Annotated in this window: 17 protein-coding genes; all 17 read right to left on the reverse strand. The window is 55.5% G+C overall.

Annotated elements, in window-relative coordinates:
- Window positions 1–8: 8 nt before the first annotated feature.
- Complete coding sequence (rplN, locus tag IF690_RS26700; protein ID WP_002555479.1) at window positions 9–377, reverse strand: 50S ribosomal protein L14; 369 nt, start codon at window positions 375–377, stop codon at window positions 9–11.
- Between the two features lie 23 nt (window positions 378–400).
- Window positions 401–667, reverse strand: coding sequence for a 30S ribosomal protein S17 (gene rpsQ, locus IF690_RS26705; RefSeq protein ID WP_003194644.1), 267 nt, complete (start codon window positions 665–667; stop codon window positions 401–403).
- A gap of 2 nt (window positions 668–669) precedes the next feature.
- Window positions 670–861: a 50S ribosomal protein L29 gene (gene rpmC, locus IF690_RS26710; protein WP_002555481.1), complete on the reverse strand. Its 192-nt coding sequence runs from the start codon at window positions 859–861 to the stop codon at window positions 670–672.
- Window positions 861–1,274: a 50S ribosomal protein L16 gene (gene rplP / locus IF690_RS26715; protein ID WP_003228729.1), complete on the reverse strand. Its 414-nt coding sequence runs from the start codon at window positions 1,272–1,274 to the stop codon at window positions 861–863. The genes rpmC and rplP overlap by 1 nt, the downstream gene beginning before the upstream one ends.
- Window positions 1,275–1,286: 12 nt before the next feature.
- On the reverse strand, window positions 1,287–1,973 hold the full coding sequence (gene rpsC / locus IF690_RS26720) for a 30S ribosomal protein S3 (RefSeq protein WP_007924192.1): 687 nt from the start codon (window positions 1,971–1,973) through the stop codon (window positions 1,287–1,289).
- 13 nt (window positions 1,974–1,986) lie between these two features.
- Window positions 1,987–2,319 carry a 50S ribosomal protein L22 gene (gene rplV / locus IF690_RS26725; protein WP_003103908.1) on the reverse strand — a complete coding sequence of 111 codons (333 nt, stop codon included), beginning with the start codon at window positions 2,317–2,319 and terminating at the stop codon, window positions 1,987–1,989.
- A 13-nt stretch (window positions 2,320–2,332) separates the two neighbouring features.
- Complete coding sequence (gene rpsS / locus IF690_RS26730; protein WP_002555486.1) at window positions 2,333–2,608, reverse strand: 30S ribosomal protein S19; 276 nt, start codon at window positions 2,606–2,608, stop codon at window positions 2,333–2,335.
- 16 nt (window positions 2,609–2,624) lie between these two features.
- Entirely contained in the window at window positions 2,625–3,449 is an 825-nt protein-coding gene (gene rplB, locus IF690_RS26735) for a 50S ribosomal protein L2 (protein WP_007924198.1), read from the reverse strand.
- 14 nt (window positions 3,450–3,463) lie between these two features.
- Entirely contained in the window at window positions 3,464–3,763 is a 300-nt protein-coding gene (gene rplW / locus IF690_RS26740; protein ID WP_002555488.1) for a 50S ribosomal protein L23, read from the reverse strand.
- A complete protein-coding gene (rplD, locus tag IF690_RS26745; RefSeq protein ID WP_058436289.1) occupies window positions 3,760–4,362 on the reverse strand; it encodes a 50S ribosomal protein L4 in 603 nt (200 codons plus the stop codon). The genes rplW and rplD overlap by 4 nt, the downstream gene beginning before the upstream one ends.
- A 12-nt stretch (window positions 4,363–4,374) precedes the next feature.
- Window positions 4,375–5,010, reverse strand: coding sequence for a 50S ribosomal protein L3 (gene rplC, locus IF690_RS26750; protein WP_007924205.1), 636 nt, complete (start codon window positions 5,008–5,010; stop codon window positions 4,375–4,377).
- Window positions 5,011–5,090: 80 nt separating this feature from the next.
- Entirely contained in the window at window positions 5,091–5,402 is a 312-nt protein-coding gene (gene rpsJ, locus IF690_RS26755) for a 30S ribosomal protein S10 (RefSeq protein WP_003186070.1), read from the reverse strand.
- 140 nt (window positions 5,403–5,542) lie between these two features.
- A complete protein-coding gene (tuf, locus tag IF690_RS26760; RefSeq protein ID WP_016702644.1) occupies window positions 5,543–6,736 on the reverse strand; it encodes an elongation factor Tu in 1,194 nt (397 codons plus the stop codon).
- Window positions 6,737–6,766: 30 nt separating this feature from the next.
- On the reverse strand, window positions 6,767–8,893 hold the full coding sequence (gene fusA / locus IF690_RS26765) for an elongation factor G (RefSeq protein ID WP_180922995.1): 2,127 nt from the start codon (window positions 8,891–8,893) through the stop codon (window positions 6,767–6,769).
- 30 nt (window positions 8,894–8,923) lie between these two features.
- On the reverse strand, window positions 8,924–9,394 hold the full coding sequence (rpsG, locus tag IF690_RS26770) for a 30S ribosomal protein S7 (RefSeq protein ID WP_007925959.1): 471 nt from the start codon (window positions 9,392–9,394) through the stop codon (window positions 8,924–8,926).
- A gap of 110 nt (window positions 9,395–9,504) precedes the next feature.
- Entirely contained in the window at window positions 9,505–9,876 is a 372-nt protein-coding gene (gene rpsL / locus IF690_RS26775) for a 30S ribosomal protein S12 (RefSeq protein ID WP_003186084.1), read from the reverse strand.
- 200 nt (window positions 9,877–10,076) lie between these two features.
- Window positions 10,077–14,276, reverse strand: a complete 4,200-nt coding sequence (rpoC, locus tag IF690_RS26780) for a DNA-directed RNA polymerase subunit beta' (protein WP_202698089.1) — start codon at window positions 14,274–14,276, stop codon at window positions 10,077–10,079.
- Window positions 14,277–14,339: the final 63 nt, after the last annotated feature.

The raw sequence follows: 14,339 nt of genomic DNA on the forward strand, positions 1-14,339 counted from the left end.
GGATCTCCTTACAGCACTTCTGGGGCGAGCGAGACGATCTTCATGAACTTCTCAGTACGAAGTTCACGGGTCACTGGCCCAAAGATACGGGTGCCGATCGGCTCTTGCTTGTTGTTCAACAGAACAGCAGCGTTGCCATCAAAGCGGATGATGGAGCCGTCAGCACGACGGACACCATGGCGAGTGCGGACTACAACAGCAGTCATCACTTGACCTTTCTTCACCTTACCGCGAGGAATTGCTTCCTTGACGGTCACTTTGATGATGTCACCGATACCAGCGTAACGACGATGGGAGCCACCCAGCACCTTGATGCACATAACGCGGCGAGCGCCGCTGTTATCGGCCACATCGAGCATGGATTGAGTCTGAATCATATAATTTCTCCGACCCTTAGCCCTTAGACTTCCACAGCGCGTTCGAGAACATCAACCAGAGCCCAAGACTTGGTCTTGGCCATCGGACGAGTTTCACGAATAGTGACTTTGTCGCCGATGTGGCACTGGTTGGTTTCGTCGTGCGCGTGCAGCTTAGTCGAACGCTTAACGTATTTACCGTAGATAGGGTGCTTAACGCGACGCTCGATCAGAACGGTGATGGTCTTGTCCATCTTGTCGCTGACAACACGGCCAGTCAGCGTACGGACAGTTTTTTCGGCTTCAGCCATGATTACTTACCTGCCTGCTGGTTGAGCACAGTCTTCACGCGAGCGATGTCACGCTTAACTTGCGAGAGCAGATGAGACTGCCCCAACTGGCCAGTTGCCTTCTGCATACGCAGATTGAACTGGTCGCGCAGCAGGCCGAGCAGTTGCTCGTTCAGCTGCTGTGCGGATTTTTCACGAAGTTCATTCGCTTTCATCACATCACCGTCCGTTTAACAAAGGAGGTGGCGAGCGGCAGCTTTGCAGCAGCCAGGGCGAAAGCCTCACGCGCCAGCTCTTCAGAAACACCCTCGATTTCATACAGGACTTTGCCTGGCTGAATCTGGGCAACCCAGTATTCGACGTTACCCTTACCTTTACCCATCCGAACTTCGAGTGGCTTCTTGGAAATAGGCTTGTCCGGGAATACACGGATCCAGATCTTGCCGCCACGTTTTACGTGACGGGTCAGAGCACGACGTGCCGACTCGATCTGACGAGCGGTGAGACGACCACGAGCAACAGACTTCAGCGCGAACTCGCCGAAGCTGACTTTGCTACCGCGCAATGCCAGACCACGGTTGTGGCCGGTCATTTGCTTGCGGAACTTCGTACGCTTTGGTTGCAACATTTGGCGTACCCCTTACTTAGCAGCTTTTTTACGAGGCGCAGGTGCTTGTGGCTTCAGCTCTTCTTGGCGACCACCAATTACTTCGCCTTTGAAGATCCAAACCTTCACACCGATCACACCGTAAGTGGTGTGAGCTTCGTAGGTGGCATAGTCGATATCGGCACGCAGGGTGTGCAGTGGCACACGACCTTCGCGATACCATTCAGTACGTGCGATTTCAGCACCGCCGAGACGACCGCTCACTTGGATTTTGATGCCTTTGGCACCAATGCGCATGGCGTTCTGTACTGCGCGCTTCATAGCGCGACGGAACATTACACGACGCTCCAGCTGCTGAGCTACGCTCTGGGCAACCAGCATACCGTCGAGCTCCGGCTTGCGGATCTCTTCGATATTGATGTGCACAGGCACACCCATTTGCTTGGTCAGGTCCTGACGCAGTTTCTCAACATCTTCACCTTTCTTGCCGATCACGATGCCGGGACGAGCGGTGTGGATGGTGATGCGTGCAGTTTGAGCCGGACGATGGATATCGATACGGCTTACGGACGCGCTTTTTAGTTTGTCTTGGAGATACTCACGCACATTCAGATCTGCGAGCAAATAGTCCGCATAAGTCCGACCGTCTGCGTACCAGACGGAGGTGTGCTCCTTGACGATTCCCAGGCGAATGCCAATGGGATGTACTTTCTGACCCATCTCTTCGACTCCGTTACTTGTCAGCAACCTTGACAGTGATATGGCAAGACCGCTTGACGATGCGATCAGCACGGCCTTTGGCACGTGGCATGATGCGCTTCAGCGAACGCCCTTCGTTGACGAAAACGGTGGAGACCTTCAGGTCATCAACGTCTGCGCCTTCGTTATGCTCGGCGTTGGCTACGGCCGACTCCAGCACTTTCTTCATGATCTCGGCGGCTTTCTTACTGCTGAAAGCCAACAGGTTGAGCGCTTCGCCCACCTTCTTCCCGCGGATCTGGTCGGCGACCAAGCGGGCTTTCTGGGCGGAGATTCGAGCGCCCGACAACTTAGCGGCTACTTCCATCGTTCCTTACCCCTTAACGCTTGGCTTTCTTGTCAGCCACGTGCCCGCGATATGTACGGGTACCGGCGAACTCGCCCAGTTTGTGGCCGACCATGTCTTCGTTCACAAGAACTGGAACATGCTGACGACCGTTATGCACAGCAATGGTCAGACCGACCATTTGTGGCAGGATCATGGAACGGCGCGACCAGGTCTTAACTGGTTTGCGATCGTTCTTTTCCGCCGCCACTTCGATCTTCTTCAGTAGGTGAAGATCAATAAAAGGACCTTTTTTCAGAGAACGTGGCACTGTCGTATCCCTCTATTTACTTGCGACGACGGACGATCATTTTGTCGGTACGCTTATTACCACGAGTCTTCGCGCCCTTAGTCGGGAAGCCCCATGGCGATACCGGATGACGACCACCAGAGGTACGACCTTCACCACCACCATGTGGGTGGTCAACCGGGTTCATGGCAACACCACGAACGGTTGGGCGAACGCCACGCCAGCGTTTGGCACCAGCTTTACCCAGCGAACGCAGGCTGTGCTCGGAGTTCGAGACTTCGCCCAGGGTCGCACGGCATTCAGCCAGGACTTTACGCATCTCACCAGAACGCAGACGCAGGGTCACGTAGACACCTTCGCGAGCGATCAGCTGAGCCGAAGCACCAGCGGAACGAGCGATTTGCGCGCCTTTACCTGGCTTCAGTTCGATGCCGTGTACGGTGCTACCAACTGGAATGTTACGCAGTTGCAGAGCGTTGCCCGGCTTGATCGGTGCCAGGGCACCTGCGATCAGCTGGTCGCCAGCGCTCACGCCTTTAGGGGCGATGATGTAGCGACGCTCGCCGTCTGCGTACAGCAGCAAAGCGATGTGAGCAGTACGGTTTGGATCGTATTCGATACGCTCGACAGTGGCAGCGATGCCATCTTTGTCGTTGCGACGGAAGTCGACCAGACGGTAGTGCTGCTTATGACCACCACCAACGTGACGAGTGGTAATGCGGCCATTGTTGTTACGACCACCAGACTTCGACTTCTTCTCGAGCAGCGGTGCGTGAGGAGCGCCTTTATGCAGCTCCTGATTGACCACCTTGACCACAAAACGGCGGCCAGGGGAAGTCGGTTTGCATTTAACGATTGCCATGATGCACCCCTTCCTTACTCAGCACTGCTGCTGAAATCGAGATCTTGGCCTGGCTGAAGGGAGATAACTGCCTTCTTCCAGTCATTACGCTTGCCCAGACCGCGAGCGGTGCGCTTGCTCTTACCCAGAACGTTCAGGGTAGTAACGCGCTCCACTTTCACGCTGAACAGGCTTTCGACGGCCTTCTTGATTTCCAGCTTGGTTGCATCAGTAGCAACCTTGAAAACGAACTGGCCTTTCTTGTCTGCCAGAACCGTAGCCTTCTCGGAAACGTGCGGGCCAAGCAGAACTTTAAATACGCGTTCCTGGTTCATCCCAGCAGCTCCTCGAATTTCTTCACGGCCGACACAGTGATCAACACTTTGTCGTATGCGATCAGACTAACTGGATCGGAACCTTGCACGTCACGCACATCAACGTGTGGCAGGTTACGAGCAGCCAGGTACAGGTTCTGATCAACAGCGTCAGACACGATCAGAACGTCGGTCAGACTCATGCTGTTCAGCTTGCCCAGCAGATCTTTGGTTTTCGGAGTTTCAACAGCGAAGTCCTGAACCACGACCAGACGATCAGTACGCACCAGCTCAGCAAGAATGGAACGCATTGCTGCGCGATACATCTTCTTGTTCAGCTTCTGGGAGTGATCCTGTGGACGAGCTGCGAAAGTGGTACCGCCGCCACGCCAGATTGGGCTACGGATAGTACCGGCACGAGCACGGCCAGTACCTTTCTGACGCCATGGGCGCTTGCCGCCACCGGAAACGTCGGAACGGGTCTTTTGCTGCTTGCTACCTTGACGGCCGCCGGCCATGTAGGCCACGACTGCTTGGTGAACCAGCGTCTCGTTGAATTCGCCGCCAAATGTCAGTTCGGAAACTTCGATCGCTTGAGCGTCATTTACATTTAATTGCATGTCAGCTTCCCCTTAACCGCGAGCCTTGGCCGCCGGACGTACAACCAGGTTGCCGCCAGTAGCGCCAGGAACAGCACCCTTGACCAACAACAGATTGCGTTCAGCGTCGACGCGCACTACTTCCAGGGACTGCACGGTCACGCGCTCAGCGCCCATATGACCGGACATTTTCTTGCCCTTGAATACACGACCAGGAGTCTGGCACTGGCCAATAGAGCCCGGGACGCGGTGGGAAACGGAGTTACCGTGGGTGTTATCTTGACCGCGGAAATTCCAACGCTTGATGGTACCGGCGAAGCCTTTACCTTTCGACTGACCGGTAACATCTACCAGTTGGCCAGCTGCGAAGATTTCTGCATTGATCAGATCGCCAGCTTGGTACTCGCCTTCTTCAAGACGGAATTCCCAAACGCCACGACCGGCAGCAACGTTCGCTTTAGCGAAGTGACCTGCTTGAGCAGCAGTCACGCGCGAAGCACGACGCTCACCTACAGTGACTTGCACTGCACGATAGCCATCGGTTTCTTCAGTTTTGAACTGGGTGACGCGATTCGGCTCGATCTCAATGACCGTGACCGGAATGGAGACACCTTCTTCGGTGAAAATACGGGTCATACCGCATTTACGACCGACTACACCAATAGTCATGTTGTAAACCTCATGAGTGTACGGGGCTTTCACCCGCTATGGCCGCCCATTTCAGAGCGTTACACGACTAAGACCGAGTCTTAGCCGAGGCTGATCTGCACTTCCACACCTGCCGCAAGATCAAGCTTCATAAGTGCATCAACGGTTTTATCCGTTGGCTGGACGATGTCCAGTACGCGCTTATGAGTACGGATCTCGTACTGGTCACGCGCGTCTTTGTTGACGTGCGGGGAGACCAGAACGGTGAACCGCTCTTTACGGGTAGGCAGTGGAATAGGACCACGCACTTGAGCACCAGTACGTTTCGCGGTTTCCACGATTTCCTGGGTGGATTGGTCGATCAGGCGATGGTCGAAAGCCTTCAACCTGATACGGATTTGCTGATTTTGCATTGGATTTCAGACTCCAGGCTGCTATTCCCACCGGGCGCAATACGCCCGTTAAAAGGAGGCGCAATTCTATAGACGGTCCCACAGAGTGTCAACCCAATAAAAAAGCCCCCGCAAGCGGGGGCTTTTTCATGAGTCGTCGATTACTCGATGACTTTGGCTACGACGCCAGCGCCGACGGTACGACCGCCTTCACGGATAGCGAAACGCAGACCATCTTCCATCGCGATGGTTTTGATCAGAGTGACAGTCATCTGGATGTTGTCACCTGGCATTACCATTTCAACGCCTTCTGGCAGCTCGCAGTTACCAGTCACGTCAGTAGTACGGAAGTAGAACTGTGGACGGTAGCCTTTGAAGAACGGAGTATGACGGCCGCCTTCTTCTTTGCTCAGAACGTACACTTCAGCGGTGAACTTGGTGTGCGGCTTAACGGTACCTGGCTTAACCAGAACCTGGCCACGCTCAACGTCATCACGCTTGGTGCCACGCAGCAGAACGCCGCAGTTCTCGCCAGCACGACCTTCGTCGAGCAGCTTGCGGAACATTTCAACGCCGGTGCAGGTGGTTTTCTGAGTCTCGCGCAGACCAACGATCTCAACTTCTTCCTGGATGCGAACGATACCACGCTCAACACGGCCAGTTACCACGGTGCCACGACCGGAGATCGAGAACACGTCTTCGATTGGCATCAGGAACGGCTTGTCGATAGCACGCTCTGGCTCTGGGATATAGGTATCCAGAGTTTCTACCAGCTTCTTAACAGCGGTAGTACCCATTTCGTTGTCGTCTTGGCCGTTCAGGGCCATCAGAGCCGAACCGATGATGATTGGAGTGTCATCACCTGGGAAGTCGTAAGTGCTCAGCAGATCGCGCACTTCCATCTCAACCAGTTCCAGCAGCTCAGCGTCGTCAACCATGTCAGCCTTGTTCAGGAAGACAACGATGTACGGAACGCCTACCTGACGGGACAGCAGGATGTGCTCACGAGTTTGTGGCATCGGACCATCGGCAGCCGAGCAAACCAGGATCGCGCCATCCATCTGGGCAGCACCAGTGATCATGTTTTTGACGTAGTCGGCGTGACCTGGGCAGTCAACGTGCGCGTAGTGACGAATGTTCGAGTCGTACTCTACGTGCGCGGTGTTGATGGTGATACCACGAGCTTTTTCTTCCGGGGCGCTGTCGATCTTGTCGAAGTCAACGCGAGCCGAACCGAAAACCTCGGAGCAAACACGAGTCAATGCAGCGGTCAGAGTGGTTTTACCGTGGTCAACGTGACCGATGGTGCCAACGTTGACGTGCGGTTTGTTACGTTCAAATTTTTCTTTAGCCACGACAGTGAACCTCTTGCCTAAAGGGCTGGATTAGCCTTGTTTTTTAACGAGTGCTTCGACGATATTCGACGGAGCTTCGGCGTACTTGGAGAACTCCATGGAGTAGCTCGCGCGACCCTGGGACATGGAACGAACGTCGGTCGCATAACCGAACATTTCACCCAGCGGCACTTCAGCACGGATAACCTTGCCAGAGACCGAGTCTTCCATACCCTGGATCAGACCACGACGACGGTTCAGGTCACCCATCACGTCACCCATGTAGTCCTCAGGGGTTACTACTTCAACCTTCATGATCGGCTCAAGAACTACGCCCTTGCCCTTCTCACGCAGCTGCTTGGTCGCCATGGAGGCCGCTACCTTAAACGCCATCTCGTTAGAGTCGACGTCGTGGTAAGAACCATCAAACACGGTAGCCTTCAGGCCGATCAGCGGATAACCGGCGACTACGCCGTTCTTCATCTGCTCTTCGATACCCTTCTGGATTGCCGGGATGTATTCCTTCGGAACCACACCACCAACGACCTCGTTGGCAAACACCAGACCTTCAGTGATATTGCCTTTTTCGTCGACGTCAGCCGGAGCAAAACGGATCCAGCAATGACCGAACTGGCCACGACCGCCGGATTGACGAACGAACTTACCTTCGACTTCACAGCCGACAGTGATCTTCTCGCGGTAGGAAACCTGCGGCTTACCGATGTTGGCTTCTACGTTGAATTCACGACGCATGCGGTCAACAAGGATATCCAGGTGCAGCTCACCCATGCCCGAAATGATGGTCTGACCGGTTTCTTCGTCAGTCTTGACGCGGAACGACGGGTCTTCCTGGGCCAACTTGCCCAGAGCAATACCCATCTTCTCCTGGTCAGCCTTGGTTTTCGGCTCAACAGCAACCGAAATCACCGGCTCAGGGAAGTCCATACGCTCAAGGATGATCGGCTTGTCGATATCGCAAAGAGTGTCACCGGTAGTGACGTCTTTCATACCGATCAGAGCAGCGATGTCGCCTGCACGTACTTCCTTGATCTCTTCGCGCTGGTTCGCGTGCATTTGCACCATACGACCAACACGCTCCTTCTTGCCCTTGACCGAGTTGATCACGGAGTCGCCGGAGCTCAGGAAACCCGAATAAACGCGAACGAAAGTCAGAGTGCCGACGAACGGGTCGGTGGCAATCTTGAACGCCAGAGCCGAGAACGGCTCGTTGTCGTCAGCGTGACGCTCGTCAACGATTTCGTTGTCGTCGGTACTGTCCGGATGAACACCCTTGATCGCGGGGATCTCGGTCGGTGCCGGCAGGAAGTCGATGACAGCATCGAGAACCAGAGGAACACCCTTGTTCTTGAACGAGGAACCGCAGACAGCCGGAACGATCTCGCTGGCCAGGGTGCGCGCACGCAGGCCTGCCTTGATCTCTTCGACGGTCAGCTCACCTTCTTCAAGGTATTTGTTCATCAGCTCTTCGTTGGCTTCGGCGGCAGCCTCAACCATGTTGGAGCGCCACTCGTTAGCCAGGTCCAGCATATCGGCAGGAATTTCTTCCTCGCGATAGGTAGTACCCTTGTCGTCGTCGTTCCAGTAGATAGCCTTCATCTTGATCAGATCGATCTGACCTTCGAAGTTATCTTCTGCACCGATAGCCAGTTGAACTGGAACTGGAGTGTGACCCAGACGGTTTTTGATCTGGGAAACAACACGCAGGAAGTTGGCACCGGCACGGTCCATCTTGTTCACGTAAACAACACGCGGAACACCGTATTTGTTGGCCTGACGCCATACGGTTTCGGACTGAGGCTCAACACCGGAAGTACCGCAGAACACAACGACCGCGCCATCGAGTACGCGCAGCGAACGCTCTACTTCAATGGTGAAGTCTACGTGGCCCGGGGTATCGATAACGTTTACACGATAGTTATCGTACTGGCCGCGCGAACCTTTCCAGAAGGTAGTTACAGCAGCGGAGGTAATGGTGATACCACGCTCCTGTTCCTGCACCATCCAGTCGGTGGTAGCAGCGCCGTCATGCACCTCACCCATCTTGTGGCTGAGACCTGTGTAGAACAGGATCCGCTCGGTAGTGGTAGTCTTGCCCGCGTCAACGTGGGCACAGATACCGATGTTACGGTAGCGGTTGATTGCTGTAGTACGAGCCATAAAGCCCTCGCAAAATGAATGATGCCGATATTAGAAGCGGTAGTGCGAGAAAGCCTTGTTGGCTTCAGCCATACGGTGTACGTCTTCACGCTTCTTAACTGCAGCACCTTTGCCTTCGGCAGCGTCCAGCAGTTCGCCAGCCAAGCGCAGAGCCATAGACTTCTCGCCGCGCTTACGGGCAAAGTCTACCAACCAGCGCATTGCCAGAGCGTTACGACGGGACGGACGAACTTCGACCGGAACCTGGTAAGTAGCACCGCCAACACGGCGCGACTTCACTTCGACCAGCGGAGCGATGGCGTCGAGAGCTTTCTCGAAGATTTCCAGGGGATCGCTGTTCTTGCGTTCTTTAACTTTTTCCAGCGCGCCATAAACGATACGCTCGGCAACGGCTTTCTTGCCGCTTTCCATTACGTGGTTCATGAACTTGGCGAGGATCTGGCTTCCGTATTTCGGATCGTCCAGAATCTCACGTTTGGCTGCTACGCGACGTCTTGGCATGATAAGCCCTCAAACGGTCTTCAGGTTAGCTCGGGACAGTTGATCCAAAGGACTCGTGCCCGACCTTACTCTTATCGACTCAATAAAATAATTAACTGCAAAACGGCCGATTACTTCGGACGCTTGGTACCGTACTTCGAACGACCTTGGTTACGACCTTTAACGCCGGAGGTATCCAGGGAGCCGCGAACGGTGTGGTAACGAACACCTGGCAAGTCTTTTACACGACCGCCGCGGATCAGCACCACGCTGTGCTCTTGCAGGTTGTGGCCTTCACCACCGATGTACGAGGAAACCTCGAAACCGTTGGTCAGACGCACACGGCATACTTTACGCAGTGCCGAGTTAGGTTTTTTCGGCGTAGTGGTATACACGCGAGTGCACACGCCACGACGTTGCGGGCAGTTCTGCAGCGCAGGCACGTCGGATTTCTCGACGATACGCTTACGCGGCTGACGTACCAGCTGGTTGATAGTTGCCATCTACTAGCTCCACTGTTGTCTTTCGACATAAACAAAATGGCAGGGCGCAAGCCCCACCAAATTTAGGGGTACAAGAGTCTAAAGAGGATCTTGCCCCCAGTCAAGGCAAGGCCCCGGCCTCCCCCATCAGCGAACCTCGACAAAATCGTCTTGATTCGTGAGCGGAAAAGCCGGGGCCCTATCTCAATCTACTGCAGACCTCAGTTACCGCTGGAATTCAGCGCTTCGGTCAGTGCAGCTTCAACTTCACTTGCGCTTACGCGCAGTGGCTTGTCGGCATCACGACGACGCTTACGCTCGCTGTGATACGCCAGGCCGGTACCCGCCGGGATCAAGCGACCCACGACCACGTTTTCTTTCAGGCCGCGCAGGTAATCGCGCTTGCCGGTTACCGCCGCCTCGGTCAGTACGCGAGTGGTCTCTTGGAAAGAGGCCGCCGAGATGAACGATTCGGTCGACAACGACGCCTTGGTGATACCCAGCAGGACGCGGGTGAACTTGGCGACAAACTTGTCTTCCGTGCTCAGGCGTTCGTTCTCTACCAGTACGTGAGTCAGTTCCATCTGGTCGCCCTTGATGAAGCTGGAATCGCCGGACTCGGAGATCTCAACCTTACGCAGCATCTGACGCAGGATGGTCTCGATGTGCTTGTCGTTGATCTTCACGCCCTGCAGACGGTAAACGTCCTGGATCTCGTTCACGATGTACTTGGCCAGCGCACTCACACCCAGCAGACGCAGGATGTCGTGTGGATCGCTTGGACCGTCGGAGATAACTTCGCCGCGGTTTACCTGTTCGCCTTCGAAGACGTTCAGGTGGCGCCACTTCGGAATCAGCTCTTCGTACGGATCGCTACCGTCGTTCGGGGTAATGACCAGACGGCGCTTGCCCTTGGTCTCTTTACCGAACGCGATGGTGCCGCTGACTTCAGCCAGGATCGAAGCCTCTTTCGGACGACGAGCCTCGAACAGGTCGGCAACCCGCGGCAGACCACCGGTGATGTCACGAGTCTTCGAAGTTTCTTGCGGAATACGAGCGATAACGTCACCGATCGCAATCCGCGCACCGTCCGCAACACCGACCAAGGCGTTGGCGGGCAAGAAGTACTGGGCCGGTACGTCGGTACCTGGCAACAGCAGATCCTTGCCATCGTCACCCACCATCTTCACTGCAGGACGGATGTCCTTACCAGCGGCTGGACGGTCTTTGACATCGAGAACTTCAATGTTGGTCATACCGGTCAATTCGTCAGTCTGACGCTTGATCGTAATGCCTTCTTCCATGCCCACGTAGGTCACGGTACCTTTCATTTCGGTCACGATTGGGTGAGTGTGCGGATCCCACTTGGCCACGATAGAGCCAGCGTCGACCTTGTCACCTTCTTTAACCGAAATCACAGCGCCGTACGGCAGCTTGTAACGCTCGCGCTCACGGCCGAAGTCGTCAGCGATCGCCAGTTCACCGGAACGGGACACAGCAACCAGGTGACCATCCACTCGCTCAACGTGCTTCAGGTTGTGCAGACGGACGGTACCGCCATTCTTCACCTGAACACTGTCGGCCGCGGAGGTCCGGCTTGCCGCACCACCGATGTGGAACGTACGCATCGTCAGCTGGGTACCTGGCTCACCGATCGACTGAGCAGCGATAACGCCGACAGCTTCACCGATGTTCACCTGGTGACCACGAGCCAGGTCGCGACCGTAGCACTTGGCGCAAATACCGTAGCGGGTTTCGCAGCTGATCGGCGAACGCACGATCACTTCGTCGATGCTGTTCAGCTCGATGAACTCAACCCACTTCTCGTCGACCAGAGTACCGGCAGGAACGATGACGTCCTCGGTACCTGGCTTGAATACGTCACGGGCAATAACACGACCCAACACGCGCTCACCCAACGGCTCAACAACGTCACCGCCTTCAATATGCGGAGTCATTACCAGGCCATGTTCGGTGCCACAGTCGATCTCGGTTACAACCAGATCCTGCGCCACGTCTACCAGACGACGAGTCAGGTAACCGGAGTTCGCAGTTTTCAACGCGGTATCCGCCAGACCTTTACGAGCACCGTGAGTCGAGATGAAGTACTGGAGTACGCTCAGACCTTCACGGAAGTTCGCAGTAATCGGCGTTTCGATGATGGAACCGTCCGGCTTGGCCATCAGGCCACGCATACCGGCCAGCTGACGAATCTGTGCTGCGGAACCCCGCGCACCCGAGTCGGCCATCATGTACATCGAGTTGAAGGACTCTTGCTCGACCTCGTCACCGTGACGGTCGATGACTTTCTCTTTCGAGAGATTGGCCATCATCGCCTTGGAGACTTCATCGTTCGCTTTCGACCAAAGGTCGATCACTTTGTTGTACTTCTCGCCCTGGGTTACCAGGCCGGAGGCGTACTGGCTCTCGATCTCCTTCACTTCGTCGGTGGCTGCACCGATGATGCGGGCTTTTTCATCCGGGATAACGAAGTCGTTAACACCGATGGAAACGCCGGAAATGGTCGAGTAGGCAAAACCGGTGTACATCAACTGGTCAGCGAAGATCACGGTCTCTTTCAGACCAACCACGCGGTAGCACTGGTTGATCAGCTTGGAGATCGCCTTCTTCTTCATCGGCAAGTTGACGACGTCGTACGACAGACCTTTTGGCACAACCTGGAACAACAGCGCACGGCCGACAGTGGTGTCGACAATACGAGTGTTGGTCACGCTGCCACCATCACGATCGTTGACGGTTTCGGTGATCCGCACCTTGACCTTGGCATGCAGTGCGGCTTCGCCGGCACGGAACACACGGTCAACCTCCTGCAGATCCGCGAACACACGACCTTCGCCCTTGGCGTTGATCGCTTCACGAGTCATGTAGTACAGACCCAATACAACGTCCTGCGACGGAACGATGATTGGCTCACCGTTGGCTGGCGACAAGATGTTGTTGGTCGACATCATCAACGCACGTGCTTCCAGCTGGGCTTCCAGCGTCAGCGGTACGTGCACGGCCATTTGGTCGCCGTCGAAGTCGGCGTTGTACGCAGCACAGACCAGAGGGTGCAGCTGGATAGCCTTGCCTTCGATCAGTACTGGTTCAAACGCCTGGATACCCAGACGGTGAAGGGTCGGTGCACGGTTGAGGAGCACTGGGTGTTCGCGAATCACTTCGGCGAGAACGTCCCAAACCTCTGGCAGCTCGCGCTCGACCATCTTCTTCGCGGCTTTGATGGTGGTGGCCAGGCCACGCATTTCCAACTTGCCGAAAATGAACGGTTTGAACAGCTCGAGAGCCATTTTCTTAGGCAGGCCGCACTGGTGCAGACGCAGGGTCGGGCCTACGGTAATTACCGAACGACCGGAGTAGTCAACACGCTTACCGAGCAAGTTCTGACGGAAACGACCTTGCTTACCCTTGATCATGTCGGCCAAGGATTTCAGAGGACGCTTGTTGGAACCGGTGATAGCGCGGCCACGACGACCGTTATCGAGCAGTGCGTCGACAGCTTCCTGCAACATACGCTTTTCGTTGCGCACGATGATGTCCGGAGCGGACAGATCCAGCAGGCGCTTCAAACGGTTGTTACGGTTGATCACTCGACGATACAGGTCGTTGAGGTCGGAAGTCGCGAAACGACCGCCGTCCAGCGGGACCAGTGGGCGCAGATCTGGCGGCAGAACCGGCAGAACAGTCAGCACCATCCATTCTGGCAGGTTGCCGGAACCCTGGAAGGCTTCCATCAATTTCAGACGCTTGGACAGCTTCTTGATCTTGGTTTCCGAGTTGGTTTGCGGAATTTCTTCGCGCAGACGGCCAATTTCGTGCTCCAGATCGATAGCGTGCAGCAGCTCGCGGACAGCCTCGGCACCCATTCGGGCGTCGAAGTCGTCACCGAATTCTTCCAGCGCTTCGAAGTACTGCTCGTCATTGAGCAGCTGACCTTTTTCCAGAGTGGTCATGCCCGGGTCGATAACGACGTAGCTCTCGAAGTAGAGAACGCGCTCGATATCACGCAGGGTCATGTCCATCAGCAAGCCGATACGGGACGGCAGCGATTTCAGGAACCAGATGTGGGCAACCGGCGAAGCCAGCTCGATGTGCGCCATGCGCTCACGACGAACCTTGGCCAGCGCTACTTCAACGCCGCATTTCTCGCAGATCACGCCACGATGCTTCAAGCGCTTGTACTTACCGCACAGGCACTCGTAATCCTTGACCGGGCCAAAGATCTTGGCGCAGAACAGGCCGTCACGCTCAGGCTTGAACGTACGGTAGTTGATGGTTTCCGGCTTTTTAACTTCACCGAACGACCACGAACGGATCATCTCAGGCGAGGCCAATCCGATACGGATGGCGTCGAACTCTTCGACTTGACCCTGGTTTTTCAGCAAATTCAGTAGGTCTTTCAAGGCCTTTCCTCCTGGCGGAGCAGAGAGCGGGCAATCCTGCCCCGCTCTCGATTCGCGTCACGT

Origin of the sequence: Pseudomonas sp. SK3(2021) (assembly GCF_016772375.1) — a bacterium.
GTDB lineage: Bacteria > Pseudomonadota > Gammaproteobacteria > Pseudomonadales > Pseudomonadaceae > Aquipseudomonas > Aquipseudomonas chlororaphis_I.